Source organism: Streptomyces cyaneofuscatus, assembly GCF_042718795.1.
GTDB lineage: Bacteria > Actinomycetota > Actinomycetes > Streptomycetales > Streptomycetaceae > Streptomyces > Streptomyces cyaneofuscatus_A.
Map to the genome: position 1 here is coordinate 29017 of NZ_JBHXOX010000019.1, position 19712 is coordinate 48728.

Annotated in this window: 9 protein-coding genes and 1 pseudogene; 7 read left to right on the forward strand and 3 right to left on the reverse strand. The window is 71.4% G+C overall.

The genetic code is table 11. The features are described 5' to 3' along the window. Nucleotides 1–49: 49 nt before the first annotated feature. Nucleotides 50–1009, forward strand: a complete 960-nt coding sequence (locus ACFWRT_RS22125) for a D-2-hydroxyacid dehydrogenase family protein (RefSeq protein ID WP_380949314.1) — start codon at nt 50–52, stop codon at nt 1007–1009. A gap of 40 nt (nt 1010–1049) precedes the next feature. Here the strand turns inward: ACFWRT_RS22125 and ACFWRT_RS22130 are convergent, their stop codons facing one another. After that, complete coding sequence (locus ACFWRT_RS22130) at nt 1050–2165, reverse strand: baeRF3 domain-containing protein (protein WP_380949315.1); 1116 nt, start codon at nt 2163–2165, stop codon at nt 1050–1052. 185 nt (nt 2166–2350) lie between these two features. Here ACFWRT_RS22130 and ACFWRT_RS22135 point away from each other — a divergent pair. Both ACFWRT_RS22135 and glsA read left to right on the forward strand, forming a co-directional pair. Then, nucleotides 2351–2698: pseudogene (locus ACFWRT_RS22135) on the forward strand (hypothetical protein); the annotation flags it as partial. A 12-nt stretch (nt 2699–2710) separates the two neighbouring features. Then, nucleotides 2711–4063 carry a glutaminase A gene (gene glsA / locus ACFWRT_RS22140; protein ID WP_380949316.1) on the forward strand — a complete coding sequence of 451 codons (1353 nt, stop codon included), beginning with the start codon at nt 2711–2713 and terminating at the stop codon, nt 4061–4063. A gap of 12 nt (nt 4064–4075) precedes the next feature. On the opposite strand, the gene ACFWRT_RS22145 is transcribed toward glsA, so the two are convergent. Both ACFWRT_RS22145 and ACFWRT_RS22150 read right to left on the reverse strand, forming a co-directional pair. Further along, a complete protein-coding gene (locus tag ACFWRT_RS22145) occupies nt 4076–4897 on the reverse strand; it encodes an endonuclease I family protein (RefSeq protein ID WP_380949317.1) in 822 nt (273 codons plus the stop codon). Nucleotides 4898–5102: 205 nt separating this feature from the next. Next, nucleotides 5103–5657, reverse strand: a complete 555-nt coding sequence (locus tag ACFWRT_RS22150) for a GH25 family lysozyme (RefSeq protein ID WP_380949318.1) — start codon at nt 5655–5657, stop codon at nt 5103–5105. A 164-nt stretch (nt 5658–5821) separates the two neighbouring features. Between ACFWRT_RS22150 and ACFWRT_RS22155 the strand changes: the two genes are divergently transcribed. The 4 genes from ACFWRT_RS22155 to ACFWRT_RS22170 all read left to right on the forward strand — a co-directional run bounded on the left by ACFWRT_RS22155 (nt 5822) and on the right by ACFWRT_RS22170 (nt 19699). Beyond that, on the forward strand, nt 5822–6034 hold the full coding sequence (locus ACFWRT_RS22155) for a hypothetical protein (protein ID WP_380949319.1): 213 nt from the start codon (nt 5822–5824) through the stop codon (nt 6032–6034). A gap of 127 nt (nt 6035–6161) precedes the next feature. Further along, the gene (locus tag ACFWRT_RS22160) at nt 6162–7316 is read left to right on the forward strand and encodes a methyltransferase (RefSeq protein WP_380949320.1); all 1155 of its coding nucleotides are present in this window, start codon (nt 6162–6164) and stop codon (nt 7314–7316) included. Between the two features lie 102 nt (nt 7317–7418). Further along, nucleotides 7419–8597 (forward strand): acyl-CoA dehydrogenase family protein, encoded by a 1179-nt coding sequence (locus tag ACFWRT_RS22165; protein ID WP_380949321.1) that lies wholly within the window; start codon nt 7419–7421, stop codon nt 8595–8597. A 251-nt stretch (nt 8598–8848) separates the two neighbouring features. Continuing rightward, nucleotides 8849–19699 (forward strand): amino acid adenylation domain-containing protein, encoded by a 10851-nt coding sequence (locus ACFWRT_RS22170; protein WP_380949322.1) that lies wholly within the window; start codon nt 8849–8851, stop codon nt 19697–19699. Nucleotides 19700–19712: the final 13 nt, after the last annotated feature.

A 19712-nucleotide genomic window follows, 5' to 3' on the forward strand; every position in this document is an offset into this window, starting at 1 on the left:
ATCATGGTGGGTGTCCGCCGCCCGCCCCGCCCGCCGGAGAGAGCCCTACATGAAGCTGCGTTGCGCCGTGATCGAGGACTTCCAGTCCGCCGCCACCACCGTCGCCGACTGGTCGCCCGTCACGGCGGAGGTGGAGGTGGTCACGTTCACCGAGCACCTGGGCTCGGTGGACGAAGTGGCCCTCGCCCTCGCGGAGTTCGACATCGTCGTCACCCTGCGCGAACGGGTCCCGTTCCCGGCGGAGGTGTTCGCGCGGCTGCCCCGGCTCCGGCTGCTGATCGCCTCCGGTATGCGCAACTCCGTGATCGACTTCGTCGCCGCCGAGCAGCACGGCGTCACCGTCTGCGGCACCGCCAGCTCCTCCACCCCGCCGGTCGAACTCACCTGGGCCCTGTTGCTGGGCCTCGCCCGCTCCATCGTCCCCGAGGCCAACGGCCTCCGTGCGGGAGGTCCTTGGCAGTCCACCGTCGGCGCCGACCTGGACGGCCGCACGCTCGGCCTGCTGGGCCTCGGCAAGATCGGCAGCCGGGTCGCGCAGGTGGGCCGGGCCTTCGGCATGGAGGTGGTGGCCTGGAGTCAGAACCTCACGGAGGAACGGACGAAGGAGGTCGGCACCGCGCTCGCCGGGTCCAGGGAGGAGCTGCTGGAGGCCGCCGACTTCGTCTCCGTACACCTGGCGCTCAGCGAGCGCACCCGGGGGCTCATCGGCGCCGCCGAACTCGCCCGGATGCGGCCCACCGCCTACCTGGTGAACACCTCGCGGGCCGCCATCGTCGACCAGGACGCCCTGCTCGCGGCCCTGCACGCCGGGACCATCGCGGGCGCCGGGATCGACGTGTTCGACACCGAACCCCTCCCCGCCGGCCACCCGATGCGCACCGCCCCGCGGCTGCTGGCCACCCCGCACCTGGGGTACGTCTCGCGCGCCAACTACGCGACGTACTACGGCCAGGCGGTCGAGAACATCCGGGCCTTCCTCGACGGGGCGCCGGTCCGCCGCATCGGGTGAGGGGGCCCGGTGCGGCTCCGGCCGGACCTCCTCGCCCTCCTCAGAACCGCAGCGCCGCCGCGATCCGGCCGTGCTCGGCCAGCGAGTCGTCCGCGACGAAGACCACGTCGGCCCCGCCGTCCAGCGCGGCTTCGATCAGCTCGTCCACGATGTCCTCGCGGACCTCCGGGTCGTCCGACTGCGTGGTCCCCTCGGCGGCCGGCTCCAGGTGTCCGTCGGTCACCCGCTTGGTCGTCTGGAAGTGCTCCTCCACCGCCACCAGCCCCACCCGGCCCTCCCGGACGGCGGCCCACACCTCGTCGAGCCCGCCGGCGAACGTGTGGGCGCTGCGGGCGTTGTCGAGGCGCCGCTCGACGTCGGCCGTGGCCTGCCGGGACCCTTCCTCCAGCGCGGGCCGCAGCTCCTTGAGCACCTCCGCCGGCGGCAGGTCGGCGGGCGCGCCCTTGGCGACGCGTCCGACGGCCCCCTTCGCGCTCTCGCCGACCTCGTCCAGCAGGGAGAGGGCGGGCGGCAGCCCCATCACGTACAGCGGACGCGGGTCGGCGGCGAGCAGGGCGCGCAGCTTCTGGTCGACGGTACGGAAGAAGTTCCGGGTGTCCTCGTACGTGAACGTGCTCGGGGTGTCCCCGATCCGCTCCTCGCGCTGCGGGTTGGGCGCCTCCTTCGGCGCGGTCAGCGGGAAGCCGTCCAGCTCCCGCACCTCGATGCCACCGTCCGTGCCGTTCCACAGGGTGGCGTGGTCGGCGGCGACGGTGAGCGCCCAGTACGGACGCGCCTGGGCCTTCGCGGCGACCAGGTTGCGGGTGAGGTAGCTGTCGCTGAGCACCACCCGTTCGGGTGCGGTGCGCGGCAACTGCCAGATCTGGTGCTCGTCCGCCGTGGCCAGGACGATCAGCGAGTCCAGGGCCCGGCGCGGGTCCACCTCGTCGACCGCCCGTTCCAGCTCGGCCTTGATGGCGGCGGCCGTCTCCCGGCTCACCTGCGGATCGGCGTCCAGGCGGTGGCCCGCCTCCGCCACCAGGTTGCGCAGCCGCACCGGGTCCTGGTTGTTGTCCGGGGCCGTGCGGTGGGTCGGCATGGTCAGGGACAGGGCCGGATAGGGCCGGGTCGCCCGCAGCTCCCGCAACAGGCCGGCGGTCAGGGCGTCCGTGTCCATCGTTCCCTCCCAGGGCTCGAACCCGCTCCCGTATGAAGCGGGTGCTTCGACGAGTCAATTCATACCGTTTGATTCTAATATGGGCGAGTTGGTGATCATTCTTCTCGTGCTCTTCCTCCCTCCCGATTGGACGGCATGTCCGTGACAGCGCATCCCTTCCCGCGCGGGGCCCGCGCGGGGCCCGCGCGGGGGTCGCCGCCGAGACCGAACGCGTCCGGCAGGAGGCCGTCAAGCGGCTCGACGGTGTCGAGGGCCGGGGCGACGCGATCGCCGACTTCTCGGTGAGCGGGCTGCCCGTCGACGCGGCGGAGGAGGTCCGCAGCGCCCGCGTCCGGGTCACCAACCCCACGGACGAGGCCGCCTTCTACGCGGTGAAGGTGGAGTTCGTCGACACGGAGGACAAGGTCCTCGACACGGTGGTCGTCGGGGTGGAGGACGCCCCGCCGGGCCGTACGGTCGACGCCCAGGCCAACAGCCGCAAGGCCGCCGGGGTGAAGGCCTTCCCCCGGGTCGCCCAGGCCGAGCGCGGCTGAGGGGCGGCGCGGATGAGTGCCGCCGACGCGGTGACCGACTCGCTCAAGAGGATGCGCGCCGAGTTCGGTGACCTGCCCGGCGGCCGGCCGGCCGACTACATCCCGCAGCTCGGCCTCGCCGACCCGGACGCCTTCGGGCTGGCCCTGGTCAGCATGGACGGCCACCGCTACAGCGCGGGCGAGGCCGAGGTCCCCTTCACCCTCCAGTCGGTCTCCAAACCGTTCGTCTACGCCCTCGCGCTCTCCGTCCTCGGCCTCGACGAGGTGAGCCGGTGGGTGGGCGCCGAGCCGAGCGGTGACGCGTTCAACGCCATCAGCCTGGAACCCGGCACCGGCCGGCCCGCCAACGCGATGGTCAACGCCGGGGCCATCGTCACCACCGCCCTGATCCCCGACACCCCCGGCGAACCCGCCTTCGAACGCATCCTGCACTGCCTCGGCCGCTTCGCCGGGCGTGAACTGGACGTGGACGAGGAGGTGTTCACCTCGGAGTCCCTGACCGGCGACCGCAACCGGGCGCTCGCGTACCTGATCCGCGCCACCGGCACCCTGCCCGTCGACCCGGTCCTCGCGGTGGACCGCTACTTCCGCCAGTGCGCGGTACGCGTCACCGCCCTCGACCTCGCGACGATGGCCGCGACCCTCGCGTACGGCGGGGTCAACCCGGTCACCCGCGACCAGGTCGTCTCCGCGGAGGTCGCCGCGCGCGTGCTCGCGGTCATGGCCACCTGCGGCATGTACGACGGCTCGGGGGAGTGGCTCCTGCGGATCGGGCTGCCCGCCAAGAGCGGGGTCTCCGGCGGCCTCATCGCGGTCGGCCCGGCCCGCTTCGGCCTCGCCACCTACAGCCCGCCGCTGGACACCACCGGTACGTCGGTACGCGGCCAGGCGGCGCTCAGGGCGCTCTCGGAGCGGTACGGACTCCACCTGATGCTCAACCCGGCGCTCCCCGGCTCCACGGTCAGCCTCGTCACCACCGCCGACGACCTGCCGTCGGCGCCCTCGGCCGGCCAGGAGAGAGCCCTGCACGAGAAGCTCGGCGTGGTCGTGGCCCAGGGGGCCATCGACTTCACGGCGGCCGAGCGCGTGCTGTACGCCCTGGACGAGACGGGGACCGACGGAAGGGGGTCGGTCGTGCTGGACCTGCACGCCGTCACCTCCATCGACTCGGTCGCCCTGGGGATGCTCCACATCGGCCTCGGCCGGCTCTCCAGCGACGGTCGGCGCGCGGCGGTCGTCGACCCGCGCGATCTGCTCGGCCCACCGGACGTCGTACGGGAAGGCACCGGCCAGGACCTGCCGCGCTACGCCACCCGCGAGGCGGCGGTGGAGGACTGCGCGAAGGTCCTGGCCGAGGGGGAGTGACCCGGAACGGGGCTACCAGATGGCCTCGACCCACTCCGGGTGGTCGATGAACGGGTTCCGGTTGTGCTGGAACCGCTCGAATATGACGTCGTTACGGCGCTTCTCGAAGGTGTCCGGCGGGTCCTCCTGGCTCCACTGCTTCAGCACGGACAGCTTGCCCATCTTGGGGGCGGAGCCGTTGTTCACCTGGTCGTTGGGTTCGAGGTCGGCGAAGGAGTCGTTGCCCTCGTAGCGCACCGCCATGTAGAGGATCATGCGGGCGACGTCGCCCTTGACCGCGTCGCGCGGCTCGAAGGAGTCGCCGTCGGTGTAGTTGCCGGGCGCCTCGCCCAGTTGGCCGCCGCCGTTGTCGAAGTCCTTGTTGCCGCGGGTGGAGTTGACCGAGACGTCCTCGGGGCGCAGATGGTGGATGTCGGTGCCCGGGCCCGTGGCCGTACCGAAGTCGCCGTGCGACTTGGCCCAGACGTGCTCACGGTTCCACTGGTCGGCGTTGCCGCCGTTGTCGTTCTTGGACTGGGAGCGCCCGGTGTAGAGGAGGATCACGTTGGAGGAGTTGGCGGGGTCCTCGTCGGTGGCCTTCAGCGCGTCCCACACCTGGCTGTAGGAGAGCTTGGTCTGGTCGCTGATGATCGTGTGCAGCACGGCCTTGAGCTCGGTGCCGGTCTTGCCGAGGGCGTCCTGGTAGTACGTGTCGTCGAGCGCGGCGGCGAGGGTGGCGGGACGGTCGGGCGGGGTGTCGGCGGCGGGCGCGGCCGCCGCGGTGCCCGCGAGGACGGCGGCGGCGGCCGCGGTGGCCAGCAGCGGACGCGCGTAGAACGGATGGCGACGGGACATGTGGGGTGTCCTCTCGGAACGCGGGCACCACGGCTCCCGCCCTGGGTGGGGGCGCTCGTCGGGGCGGCCGGGCGATGTGTGGTACGCGGGAGCCTTCCACACGCACCGTGGCCCGCGTGTGAACGCTGTGTACCTATCATGTGCAGGTCAAGCTTGGGCCTGGTCGGGCCCCTGGAACGGGAACGCCCCGGGGCCCGGAAGGCCGTTACCCGGCGGTGGCCCAGTCGCGCAGGGCCCGGACCGATTCGAAGTCGGCGACGTTCTTGTCCAGGGGGTCGTCGGTGTACTGATGGATCCGCCAGGACGCCTCGATCCTGGGCCTGCCGGCGGAGACGTAATCGGCGATCCACAGCCCGTCGCCCGCGTAGTCGCTGGTGTCGCGGGTGCGCCAGAAGGCCCGGTTGCAGTACAGCAGGACCCGGTGGCCGGGCCGCTCCCGCTTCACCTCACGGAGGAAGCGGTCCTTCTCCGCGCTGCTCGCGCGCGTCCCGCCGCCGGTCTGTTCCCAGTCGACAGCGAGCAGATCGCCCTCCTTCTCCGGGGTCCTGTCCAGGAAGTACGCCACCTGGTCCTTGATCTCCCCGGGCCAGAGGAAGTGGTAGAAACCGACGACGCACTCGGCGTCCCGGGCCCGCTTCACCTGGGCGTCGAGACGTGGATTGACATAGGTGCGGCCCTCGGTGGACTTGACGAAGACGAAATCGAGGCCGTCCGTGTCGTAGGAGGGCTGGTAGGCGCTGACGTCGACGCCGTGGAGCATGGGCACCGCCTCAAGAGGTGAGAACCGACATTCCGGTTCTGCCCACTCCTCGTACGGCCCAATGACCGGTTCACTCTCCTGGGTGGCCCACCGGTCCCGGCCTCCTCGGATGCGGCCCGGCCCGCGCGGCGCGAGAATTGCCGCAAGGACGAGGAGGAGGCGGCATGAGCGAAGACCCCGAATCCGTATCCGCGGCCGGGCCCGAGGCGTCGGGTGTCACCCCCGACCGGCTCCTGCACACGGGTGCGAGCGACAAGCCGAGCGCGGAGGACGTGGTGCTCGCCTCCGGGCGGGACCTGACCCCCGAGACCCTGGAGTGGGCGCGGCGCAAGCTGGCCGATGAGGGGCGCTCCGCCCTCGACAGACAATTGCCCTGACGGAGCGCGCGGCCCGGCCCCAAGGCCCGGCGGCGGATGCCCGGCGGGCCGGGAGCCAGGGCGATACGACCGAGGGGCCGGGGAGCGTGTGGGGCGCCCCCGGTTCCTCGGTTAGCCTGAGTGACATATGAACCGTTTGACGACCTCACAGGGCACTTTCGAGCTCGCCCGCTTCCCCGAGCACCCCAGCGACCCCTTCCGGGCCTGGGACGCCGCCGACGAATACCTGCTCCGCCAGTTGACGGATCCCGAGACGGGACCCGTCGACCTCACGGGCACGGTCGCCGTCGTGGGGGACCGGTGGGGCGCCCTGGCCACCGCGCTGGCCGCCCACCGGCCCGTCCAGATCAGCGACTCCTACCTGGCCCGGCGCGCCACCCAGGCCAACCTGGCCCGCAACGGCCTGGACCCGGACGCCGTGACGCTGCTGTCCTCCCGCGACACCCCGCCGGACCGGATCGACGTGCTGCTGGTCCGGGTGCCGAAGTCCCTGGCGTTCCTGGAGGACCAGCTCCACCGGATCGCTCCGGCCCTGCACGCGGGCACGGTGGTCATCGGGACCGGCATGGTCAAGGAGATCCACACCTCCACCCTCAAGCTCTTCGAGCGGATCGTCGGCCCGACGCGCACGTCCCTCGCGGTCCGCAAGGCGCGGCTCATCTTCGCCACCCCGGACCTCGATCTGCCGCGTACGCCGAGCCCGTGGCCGTACCGCTACGAGCTGCCCGCCGACATCGGCCCCGTCTCCGGCCGTACCGCCGTCAACCACGCCGGGATCTTCTGCGCCGAGCGCCTGGACGTCGGCACCCGCTTCTTCCTGAAGCACCTGCCCACCCGCGGCGGCTCCGTCGAGGTCGCCGACCTGGGCTGCGGCAACGGGGTCCTCGGCCTCTCCGCGGCGCTCGCCAACCCCGACGCGCACGTCACGTTCACCGACGAGTCGTACGGGGCCGTCGCCTCCGCCGAAGAGACGTTCCGCCTGGGTACGCCGGAGGGGGCGAAGGCGGACTTCCTGGTCGGCGACGGACTCGCGGACCTCGCCCCCGGCAGCCTGGACCTGGTGCTCAACAACCCGCCGTTCCACTCCCACATGGCGACCACGGACGCCACCGCCCGCACGATGTTCGTCAGCGCGCGCACCGCGCTGCGGCAGGGCGGCGAACTCTGGGTGGTGGGCAACCGGCACCTCTCGTACCACACCCACCTGCGCCGCATCTTCGGCAACTGCACCACGGTGGCGGGCGACCCGAAGTTCGTGGTCCTGCGCGCCGTCAAGCGCTGACGGCGGAGATCAGGCTTCCCGGCCCTTCCGGATTCTTGCAACACGTTCTACTGTGTGCGCCGCCGCACACGGGCGACGCAGCCGCGAGACTCCGGAGGGGCCGTGCACCTCGAATACACGCCTGGGCAAGAGCAGTTGCGCACCGAACTGCGTCACTACTTCGCCACCCTGGTCCCCGACAACGCCTACGCCCGGTACGCGGAACCGGCCGCCCAGAAGCGCTTCTACCGCGAGACGGTCCGCCGGCTCGGCACCGACGGCTGGCTGGGCGTCGGCTGGCCGAAGGAGTACGGCGGCCGGGGGCTCACCCCGATCGAACAGTTCATCTTCTTCGACGAGGCGGCCCAGGCGGGCGTACCGCTGCCGCTGATGGCGCTGAACACCGTCGGGCCCACGATCATGCAGTTCGGCACCGACGAGCAGAAGACGTACTTCCTGCCGAAGATCCTCGCCGGGGAGATCGACTTCGCGATCGGCTACAGCGAACCGGACGCCGGCACCGACCTCGCCGCCCTCAGGACCCGCGCGGTCCGCGACGGGGACGCGTACCTCGTGAACGGACAGAAGATCTGGACCACCAACGGCGACACCGCCGACTGGGTCTGGCTCGCCGTCCGCACCGACCCCGACGCCCCGCCGCACAAGGGCATCACCATGCTCCTGGTCCCCACCAGCGACCCCGGCTACTCCTGCACCCTGATCAACACGCTCGCCTCGCACGACACCACGGCCAGCTACTACGAGAACGTCCGCGTCCCCCTCACCCACCGCGTCGGTGAGGAGAACAAGGGCTGGCGGCTCATCACCAACCAGCTCAACCACGAACGCGTCACCCTCGCCGCCCACGGCACCATGGCGGTCCGCGCGCTGCACAACGTCCAGCGCTGGGCCGCCGACACCCGCCTCACCGACGGCCGCCGCGTCATCGACCTCCCCTGGGTCCGCACCCGCCTCGCTCGCACCCACACCCGCCTGGACGCCATGAAACTGCTCAACTGGCAGATGGTCTCCGCCCTCCAGAACGCCACCCTCACCCCCCAGGACGCCTCGGCGGTCAAGGTCTACGGCTCCGAAGCCCGCCGCGACGCCTACGCCTGGCTCATGGAGGTGGTCGGCTCGGCGGGCCCCCTGAAGGAGGGTTCCGCAGGCGCGGTGCTCCACGGCGAACTGGAACGCGGCTACCGGTCGGCGGTCATCTTCACCTTCGGCGGCGGCAACAACGAGATCCAGCGCGAGATCATCTCCTGGATCGGGCTGGGGATGCCCCGGGTTCGGCGGTAGTCCTCCTACGCGCGGCGGCACCGTGCACCACGTGGGCCGCGCTGGCCGAAACCTATAAGTGACGTATCCCACAGCGGAACAGACGTGCGAACACGCAACGGTCCGCAGGCCATACTGATGGTCATGACACCGACGGCCACCTCCGTGGGCGCCTGCTGTTCGCCGCTGCGCGCAGGCCTCGGGCAGAGTCCTTGCGTTCGCCCTTTTGCTGCCGCGTCATGCCCGGGTGGCGTGGCAGGAAGGATCGCGTCATGAGCCTTCGCGCGCTCGCCCGCATGTATGCCGACGGCGAGATATCGACGGCGGCGGTACTGGCCGAGCTCGGCAGACGCGTGGAGATTCCTCTGTCCGAGGGACAGCGCGGCCTGTGGGCACTTGGCCGGATGGAGCCGGAGACGTACGCCTACAACGTTCCGCTCTGCTTCTCGTGTGCGGACGTGGATGTCGCGGCACTTCAGGCCGCGTTCCGCGACACGCTTTTCCGGCATCCGCTCCTCTCGGCCACGGTGTGCGAGACCGATGACGGGCCGCGTCTGTGCCCCGGGGACGCGGAGGGTTTCTCCGTCGAGTCCGTGGACATCTCCGAGGTGCCGGCCGGTCGCGTGCTGGACCTGGTGAAGGAACGGGCGAGGCGGCCGTTCGACCTGGCCGGTGGTCCCTTGACCAGGCTGGCCGTCCTGCGTCGCTCCGCGTCCGAGGCATACGTTCTGCTGGTCGTCCATCACCTCGTGATCGACGGGGTGTCGGGCCGTCTCGTCATCGACACGCTGTTCCGTTCGTACCGGGCGCGGGTCGAGGGGCGGGACGTGCCGATCGAGACCGGCTCCGCCTCCTTCGGTGAGTTCGTCGCGTGGGAGCGGGACATGCTCGCCGGTGAACGTGCCGAGGAGGACCGCGCGTTCTGGGTGCGGGAGCTCGCCGGCGCGGAGGTCCTCACCGGGTTACCCACGCAGGTGGCGCTGGAGCCGGACGCGCCGCATGTGGGCGAGGTGCACACCAGCCGGCTGCCGGAGGAGCAGGCCGCCGCCATCGCGGCCTTCACCGCCTCGCAGGGGATCAGCCCCGGGATCTTCTTCCTGGCGGCCTTCCTGACGCTGCTGCACCGGTACACCGGAAGCGAGGACCTCGTCATCGGGATGCCGGTGGCCGGGCGCCCGACGGAACACTTCGATCCGGTCGTCGGCTGCTTCATCAACACACTGCCCGTCCGGAGCAGGCCGGACGCCGCCGAGGAGTTCACGTCGTTCGCCCGGCGCGTACAGTCCACGGTGCTCGACGTGCTGGAGCACGGGGCCTACCCGTTCCACCGGATCGTGGGCGATCTCGGGGCCCGGGGCGTGAATCCGCGGTCACCTCTTTATCAGATCGTGTACAACTACCAGGATTCCGCTCTCTCCGGATACCTGGGCGAGCGGGCCCGCGCCACCGGCGAGAGCGACTTCGAGCTCGTCGACGGGCTGTACCAGGTGGGTGAGTACGACCTCACGGTGGACGTGGCTCCCGGTGACGGGTTCCTGGTGAACTGGAAGTACCACCCCGACGCCTTCGCCGCCGACGCCGTCGCGGGCATGGCAGACCACTTCGCCACCCTGGTGGACGGCATTCTCGACGCGGACGGGCAGGCGCCGATCGGCGGGCTGAACCTGCTCGGTGACGAGGAGCGGCGCCTCGCCTCCGAGGTATGGAACCGCACCGAGGCCGACTTTCCCGCGCATCGGACGTGCTGGGACCTCTTCGCTCAGCAGGCGGACGCGAACCCGGACGCCCCGGCGGTCACCTGCGGAGAGCGGGCTCTCACCTATCGCGAACTCGCGTACCGAAGCTCGGCGCTGGCCCAGGCGCTGACGCGTCAAGGCGTCGGCCCCGGGGACGTCGTAGGGGTCTGCTACGAACGGTCACTCGACCTGGTCGTGGCCCTCCTCGCCGTCATGAGGCTCGGCGCGGTCTACCTGCCCCTGGACAGCCGACAGCCGGCCGAACGCCTCTCCTACATGGTCGAGGACAGCGGCGCGCACCTCGTCATCTGCCATGAGGCGGTGATGGACAGGCTGGCCGCCGCAGGGATGCCGGAGGTGAGGCTGTACGCGACGGACCGCCGGGATGATCAGGCCGCCCAGGCATCGGCGGCGGCGGGGGAGCCGACCGCCGATGCGCCGGACTCGCGAGCCGCCGCCTACATCATTTACACCTCAGGCAGTACGGGGAAGCCCAAGGGCGTCGTCGTCCCGCACGCGGCGCTGACCAACTTCCTGCTCGCCATGGCACACACGCTGGAAGTGACGTCCAGCGACCGGCTGTTGGCCATCACCACGCACAGCTTCGACATCGCCGCCCTGGAGCTCTACCTTCCGCTGATCACCGGTGGGCAGGTCTGCATCGCTGACTCCGGCACGGCCGCCGATGCCACCTTGCTGGCCGAGAAGGTCGCCGACTGGCGGCCCACCATCATGCAGGCCACCCCGGCGACCTGGGCCATGCTGGTGCGCGTCGGGTGGCAGAACACCGAGGGCGTCAAGGTGTTGTGCGGCGGCGAGGCGTTACCCGACGCCCTGAAGGACCAACTCGTGGCACGCGGCGAGGCCTGGAACCTGTACGGGCCCACGGAGACGACCATCTGGTCAGCGGCCAAGCGGCTGAGCCGTGCGGAGCCGGTGACCATCGGCAGCCCCATCGCCAACACCCAGCTGTACGTCCTCGACCAGAACCTGAGCCCCCTGCCGGTCGGCGTGACCGGCGAGCTGCACATCGGGGGCGACGGGGTCGCCCTGGGCTACCACCGGAAGCCGGAACTGACGGCCGAGCGCTTCCTGGACAACCCGTTCGCGCCCGGACGGCTGTACCGGACCGGCGATCGCGCGCGCCGACTGCCGAACGGCGAGATCGTCGTCCTGGGCCGGATGGACCACCAGGTCAAACTGCGCGGCCACCGCATCGAACTCGGTGAGATCGAGGCGGTGCTCGATGCCCACCCGGCGATCGGCCGAAGCGTCGTCCTGCTCGAACACGCCGGTCTGTCGGACAGGCTGACGGCGTACTGCACCGGGAACGGGGACGCGCCGGTCGACGCCGCGCTGCTGCGCGCCGAACTCGCCAAGACCCTCCCCGCCTACATGCTGCCCGCCGCCTTCGTGGCCCTGGACGCCTTTCCGCTCACGGCGCACGGCAAGGTCGACCGGGCGAAACTGGCCGAGGCCGCGCAGGCGGTGCCGCTCCCGGCCGCCGGGAGCCCGGTGGCTGGCGTCCCGGTGGCCGACAGTCCGGTCGTCGGCGGTTCGATGGCCGACAGTTCGGTGGTCGGCGACCCGCTGGCCGACAGTTCGGTGGTCGGCGTCCCGGTGGCCGATAGTCCGGTGGTCGGCGACCCGGTGGCCGCGCTCGGCATCGAGCGGACCGTGCGGGGGATCTTCGAAGAGGTGCTCGGCTCGCGTGACCTCGATCGCGCCGCAGGCTTCTTCGACGTCGGCGGAGACTCGTTCGCGGCCATCGAAGCGGTGGCGCGGATCAACCGCGAGTTCGGCCTCTCGCTGCGGCCCACCAGCCTTTTCGCACACCCGTCCGTCACGGCGATGGCCCGGCATCTGACGGGGCTGCTGCCTGCTGACCAGGTACCTGTCGGATCGGCGGCACCTTCGGTGCAGGTGGTCGAGCCCGAGCAGCGCCCTGATCCGGGCCCTGCCACTCCGGCGGCCGACGACGCCGCACTCGACGACACGATCGCGGTCATCGGCATCTCCTGCCGGTTCCCGGGAGCCATGGACCACCGCGCCTTCTGGTCCGCGCTCGTGGAAGGACGTAGCGGCTCCACGTCATGGTCGGCCGAGGAACTGCGCACACTCGGAGTGCCGGAGGAACTGATCACCCGGCCCGGATACGTGCCGCAGCGGTCGGTCGTGGACGGCAGGGCGGAGTTCGACGCGGCGTTCTTCGACATCTCCCCCCGCGACGCCGAGTTCATGGATCCGCAGGCGCGCCTGCTGTTGCAGCACGCGTGGCAGGCGTTGGAGGACGCCGGTTACCGCCCGGAGGACGTTCCCGGGACCAGCGTCACCACGTCCACGAGCACGAACTTCTACCAGGCCCTGCTCCCGGCCCTGATGGCGAACGCGTCGGGCCCACGGGTCCTGGCCAGCTCCGAGACGTACGCCGCGTGGCTGTTCGCCCAGGGCGGCACGGTGCCCACGATGATCTCCACGAAGCTGGGCCTGCGGGGCCCCAGCATGGCGGTGAGCACCAACTGCTCCTCCGCTCTGAGCGCGGTCCACGTCGCCTGTCAGGGGCTCCTGGCCGGCGACGTGGACCAGGCGATCGTCGGCGCGGCCAGCCTGTTCTCCGCGGGGGAACTGGGATACGTGCACCAGCCGGGCCTGAACTTCTCCAGCGACGGGCGCAGCCGCGCGTTCGCCGACGGCGCCGACGGCATGTCCGGCGGCGAAGGTGTCGGCGTGGTCGTCCTCAAGCGCGCCGCTGAGGCGATCGCCGCCGGTGACCACATCTACTGCCTGATCCGCGGAATCGCGGTGAACAACGACGGTGGCGACAAGGCGGGGTTCTACGCGCCCGGTGTGCGCGGCCAGGCCGAGGTGATCCGCAAGGCGCTGGACAAGGCGGGCGTGGACCCGTCGACCATCAGCTACGTCGAAGCGCACGGCACGGGCACGAGGCTCGGCGACCCCATCGAGGTCGCGGCGCTGACCGAGGCGTACCGCCACTCCACGGATCGCAGCCAGTACTGCGGCATCGGCTCGGTCAAGAGCAACATCGGCCACCTGGACGCGGCCGCGGGGATCGCCGGCCTCATCAAGGTGGCCCTGTCCTTGCGGCACGGAGAGGTTCCGCGGACCCTGCACAGCGACGTGCCGAGCTCGGAGATCGACTGGGACGAGTCGCCGTTCTTCGTGGCCGACCGGAATCTTCGGCTGGACGGCGGCGATGGGCCCGCGCGGGCGGGGCTGAGCTCCTTCGGGATCGGCGGCACCAACGTGCACGCGGTACTGGAACAGGCGCCGACCGGTGCCCGGGCCGCCGGACGCCCCGGCCCCCAGGCGGTGGTCCTGTCGGCCCGCGACGGGGAGCGGCTCGGCGTCCTCGCGCGGCAGCTTCTGGAGTTCCTGCCCGGATACCGGGAAGCGCACGGCGACCTGGCGTCGCTCGCGTACACGCTGCAGGTCGGGCGGCGGGCGATGGCCGAACGTGTGGTCTTCGTCGCGAACGACCTCGACGGCCTGGTCGCCACCCTTCAGGACTACGTCGGACGCGGGGCGCGCGGAACGGTGTTCGAAGGTACGGCCCGACGGCCGGAGGACGAGCTGCGGGCCATGTTCGACCGCCCGGGGGAGTTGCGGGACCTCCTCGCCCGGTGGCTCGAACGCGGGGAGTGGGACAAGATCGCGCCCCTGTGGGTCAACGGCATCGACGTCGACTGGCAGGCCCGCCACGGCGCGCATCCGCCGGTGCGGGTGAGCCTGCCGACGTATCCGTTCGCCGCGAAACGGTACTGGCCGGCCGCCGAGGAGGTGCCGGTTCCCCGGGCCGCCGGACCGCTCGGCGTCGTGCCGGTCTCCCGGGCCACTGCCGACCCGCTCGACGCGGCATCGTTGCTCGTGGCCGCGGCCGAGCCTGAGAGCGTCGAGACGTTCCTGTCCGGTCGCACGTCCGCCACGGACGAGCTGGACAGCCACGCGCGCCCGCTCGTACTCGCACAGCTCGTGGCGGCGGGGCTCTTCGACGCGCCCGTTCGCCGTGACCTGGTCGGGCAGGAGATCACACCGTCCTTCGCCCCGTGGCTCGACCATACGGTGACCGTGCTGCTGGGCCACGGAGAACTCGTGCGTGAGGGCGCGTTCGTGGCGCCCAGGGAGAGCGCGCCAGGCCTCGAACAGGCGTGGCGCGCCTGGCGTACGTGGAAGGACGCCCGTGCCGAAGATCCGGAGCTGGCGGCCAAGACCGGTCTGACCGAGCGCATGATCGAGGCCTTGCCCGCGATCCTGTCCGGGCGGACGAAGGCCACGGCGGTCATGTTCCCGGGCGGCTCGTTCGAGCTGGTCGAACCGGCGTACCGGGGGAACGCGACGGCCGACTACTTCAACGACGTGACGGCTGGCGCGGTGCGCGCGGAGGTGGACGCCCGCGGCGACGGGATCCGGCTGCTGGAGATCGGAGCGGGCACCGGCAGCACCAGCGAGCGCGTTTTCGCCCGGCTGGCGGGCCGCGACGTCGCCGAGTACCGCTATACGGACATCTCGAAGGCGTTCCTGATCGACGCTGAGCGGCGGATCGCCGGCCAGGTGCCGTACGTGTCCTTCTCGACCTTCGACGTGGAGCGGGAGCCCGGCGCACAGGGACTCGACCCGGCCCACTACGACATCGTCATCGCCAACAACGTCCTGCACGCCACCGAGGACATCGTGCGGGCCGTGCGTCACGCCCGAGCACTGCTGCGGCCCGGCGGAGTCCTCGTACTCAACGAACTCGCCCGGAACGACTGGTGGTCGCACCTGACCTTCGGGCTCCTCGACGGGTGGTGGCGGTTCACGGACGGAAGGCGTATCCAGGGCGGACCGGCGCTGTCCTCGGACGCGTGGCGCGAGGTGTTGCGGGAGTGCGGGTTCGACACGGTCGAACTCCTGGCGGAGCCCGCCCGGGATCTGGGCCAGCAGGTGTTGCTGGCGCGCGTCGGTTCGCCCGTCCCGCGCCGGGATCTGCGGCCTGCCGCGTCCGGTTCGGTCGAGGAGCACGTCCGCGCGGCCGTCGAGCGGATCCTGGCCGAAACGCTGAAGCTCACTGCGGACGAGCTCGCGGCCGACAAGCCCTTCGCCGACTACGGACTGGACTCGCTCACCGGCGTCTCCCTGGTGCAGCGGCTCAACGAGTCGCTGGGCACCGACCTCGATCCGAGCGTGCTGTTCGAGAACCCGTCGGTCCGGCGGCTGACGAGCTTCATCGTCGACGAGGAGGGCGCCGCCGTCGCGGTCGTGGTGCCGGAGCCGTCGGTGGTACCCGTACCGTCGGTGGTACCTGAGCACTCCGCCGTACCCGAGTCGGCTGCCGTACCCCGGCCGACGGCGGTATCCGCGCCGTCCGGCGGTGGCCGGGAGCCCGTCGCGATCGTCGGCATGAGCGGCCGGTTCCCGGGCGCCCGGGACACCGACGCGTTCTGGGACCTGCTGGCCTCCGGCCGGGACGCCGTCGCCAAGGTGGACCGCTGGGACCTCGCGTCGCTGGGCAGCGTCTGCCTGGACGGCGGTCTCCTGGACGGCGTCGACGAGTTCGACCCGCTCTTCTTCGGGATCTCCGGTACGGAGGCCGTCTACATGGAGCCGCAGCAGCGGCTGTTCCTCCAGGAGGCGTGGCGGGCGCTGGAGGACGCCGGCCACGCGGGCGAGTCGCTCGACCGCGACCGGTGCGGTATCTACGTGGGTTGCGCCGCAGGCGACTACCTGGATCTGACGGGGCCGTCCGACTACCCGGGCCAGGCGCTGTGGGGCAACATGAACTCGCTCGTGCCGTCCCGCATCGCGTACTACCTGGACCTGCACGGGCCGGCGATCGCGGTCGACACCGCATGTTCCAGTTCGCTGGTCTCCCTCTACCTGGCATGTCAGGCGCTGTGGGCGGGCGAGGTCACCACGGCGATCGCGGGCGGGGTCTACGTCCAGAACTCGCCGCGGCTGTATCTGGCGGCGTCGCGGGCCGGGATGCTCTCCCCGACCGGCCGGAGCCGGGCGTTCGACCAGGCGGCCGACGGATTCGTGCCTGCCGAGGGGGTCGGTGCGCTGGTCCTCAAACGGCTCTCGGACGCCGAGGCGGACGGCGACCACATCCACGGCGTGATCCGTGGCATCGGGATCAACCACAACGGCACGACCAACGGGATCGCAGCGCCGAACGGGACCTCGCAGGAACGCCTGATCCGGCAGATCTACCAGGACTTCGCCATCGACCCCACGGGGATCGGGCTGGTCGAGGCGCACGGCACCGGGACCAAGCTCGGCGATCCGGTGGAATTCCGGGCGCTCGACCGCGCGTTCCGCGGCTTCACGGACGCCGAGCGGTTCTGCTCGCTCGGCTCGACCAAGGCCTCCATCGGTCACGCGCAGGCGGCGGCCGGCGTGATCGGTGTCATCAAGACACTGCTGGCGATGAGGCACGAGGTGATCCCTGGTCTGCCCCACCACACGGAGACGAACTCCAGTGTCACGCTGGCCGGCAGCCCGTTCTTCGTGCACACGGAGCCGAAACGGTGGGCCGTGCCCGAAGGCGCCAGGCGGCGCGCCGCGGTCACGTCGCTCGGCGCGAGCGGAACCAACGCCCACGCCGTCATCGAGCAGCCGTCGAAGCCGCCCGCACCGCCGCGCAACAGGCAGGGCGGGGCCCGGCTGATCGCGCTGTCGGCGGCGACCGAGGACGCCCTGCGTGAACAGGTGGCCCGGCTCGCGCGCCACTGCCGCGAGCATCCGGACCTCGATGTCGGCGACGTGAGCCACACCCTTCTGCTCGGCCGCAGGCATCTGCGGCATCGATGGGTGCGTGTGGTCCGGGACATCGCGGAACTGGAGAGCCGGTGCACTGCCTGGCTCTCCGGGCAGGACGTCCCGGCGCAGAGCGCGGACTCCATGGTGCAGGCGCTCGCCCAGAGGTTCCTCGACGGTGAGGCACCGGATTTCGCCGAGTTGTTCCGCGACGGCCGCTACCGCCGCGTTCCGCTGCCCGGTTACCCCTTCGAGCGGAACCGCTATGCGCTGCCGAACCGCGCGGCGGCGGACGACGGGCCGCGACGCGATGAGGAAGTCCTCACCGGTGACGAGTTCTACCTGCGGGAACATCAGGTGCAGGGAACCGGGATCGCCCCGGGTGCGATGTATCTGCGGTGGGCCGCAGTAGCGGCGAGGCGGACCGCGAGCGACGCGGTCCGCCTGCACGACGTCGTCTTCCTGCGACCTCTCGCGGTGTCAGGCGTGCCGCGCGCACTGCGGGTCGATCTTCGCGCCGACGGCGGCACCACCCGGTTCACGGTGTCCTCCACGGAGGCCGCCGGAGACGAACCCGTACTCCATTGCCAAGGCGAGGTGTCCGCCGTGGAGCCGACGGCCGCGCAGGCGCTCGACCTGCCCGCGCTGCTCCGGGATTTCCGGCCCACGGCGTTCGACCCCCAGCGGTTCTACGCCGAGTGGCGGGATCGCGGCATCTTCTACGGCCCCACGTTCCAGGGGGTCGTGGCGGTCCACCGTGGCGACAACGCGGTGCTCGCCGAGCTGCGGGTGCCCGGCATGGCGTCAGGAACCGCGGACGGCCACGTTCCGCACCCGGCGCTGGTGGACTCGGCGATGCAGTGCATGCGACTGCTCGACGGCGACGGCGACGACGGTGACGATCGGCTCGGGTTGGTGTTCAGCATCAAGTCGGCCGAAGTCCTCGCCCCCGGCGCGACCACGATGTGGGCCCTGATACGCCGTGCCGAGGACGTGCGCGGCGCGGACCGGATCGACATCGACCTCGCGACCGACGACGGCACGGTGTGCCTGCGTCTGCGGGGCATCGCCGGCCGTCGAACCGAGCGGACGCCGGGCCCGGCGCGCGCCGAGCAGACTGCGGACCCGGCGGACGGCGCCACCACGCTGGTGCCGGTGTGGGATCCCGTTCAGCCGACGGAATCCGCAGCCCGGCCGCGGAGTTCCGCATCGGTGGGCATCATCGCGTCCCCAGGGCAGGCGCGCGACGTTCTCCTCGCGCGCTTTCCCGGCGCGCACCTGGTCGCGGAGCCGTCGCAGCGTACGTACGACGACCTGGAGACGTCTCTCCGGTCGGTCCCGGAACTCGACCAGCTGATCTGGGTGGCGCCCGGCGCCGTGGACGACCGGTCCGGTGCCGGCGTCGTCGAGAGCCAGGCGGGCGGCTCGCTGCACGCCTTCCGTACGGTGAAAGCCCTTCTGGCCGCCGGGTACGGCGACCGCTCCTTGGGCCTGACCCTGATCACCGAGCGGGCGCACGCCATCCATGAAGCCGAGGCAGTCGACCCGGCGCACGCCGGTGTCGCCGGCCTGGCGGGCTCGACGGCGAAGGAGTACCCGAACTGGCGGGTGCGGGTGGCGGACGTCGAGGACTATGACGCGCCCTCTCTCGACGCGGTGCTCGACCTGCCCGCGGATCCGGACGGCAACCTGCGGATCCACCGCGACGGCCGGTGGCACGGGCAGCGGCTGATGACGGTTCAGCCGGAGCCGGTCCCGCCGACGTCGTCCCGGCTGCGGCAGGGCGGCACGTACGTCATCATCGGCGGGGCGGGCGCCCTCGGCACGGTCATCAGTGAGTACCTGATCCGCCGGTACCACGCCCAGGTGGTGTGGCTCGGACGCAGGCCGCAGGACGCGCGCGTCGAAGCCGCCATCGCTTCTGCGACCGGCGCGGACGGACTCGCGCCGCTCTACCTGCGGTGCGACGCGACCGACCTCGCGTCCTTGCGCGCGGCGAAGGACGAGATCGTACGACGGTTCGGCGCGGTGCACGGCGTCATCCACTCGGGCCTGGTGTTCTCGGGGGCGAGCCTGGCCCGGATGAGCGCGGAACAGTTCGAGGACGTGCTGCGAGGCAAAGTCGACGCGAGCGTCCGGTGCATGCAGGTGTTCGGCGGTGAATCGCTCGATTTCGCCCTGTTCCTGTCCTCGATCAACTCCTATCTCAAGGCCATCAAGCAGGCGAACTACGCGGCCGCCTGCACGTTCCTCGATGCGTTCGCACTGACGGTGCAACGCGACTACGGCGCTGTCGGCAAGGTGCTCAACCTGGGCTACTGCTTCAACAACGCACCCACCGAGGGGGAGCGGGGCGCGGTGGTCGGAGCGCAGGCGCCGCTCATCCAGCCGGACGAGCTGACGGCGGCGATCGAACGGCTGTGCGCGGCGCCGGTCAGCAGGCTGACGTTGATGAAGTTCAGTCCCGCGCTCAACAACCGCGGCATCGTCCTGGGCGACGACGACGTCATCCTCCCCACCGCCGTGGAGCCGGACGCCGCGCCCGCCGACGTCCGGGGACCGGCGGCGGTCCCGGGCGGCGAACTGGACCGGCTGCGCCTCCGCATCGCCGAGCTGACCGCGCTCGCGATCTGATCGCGGCCTTCGA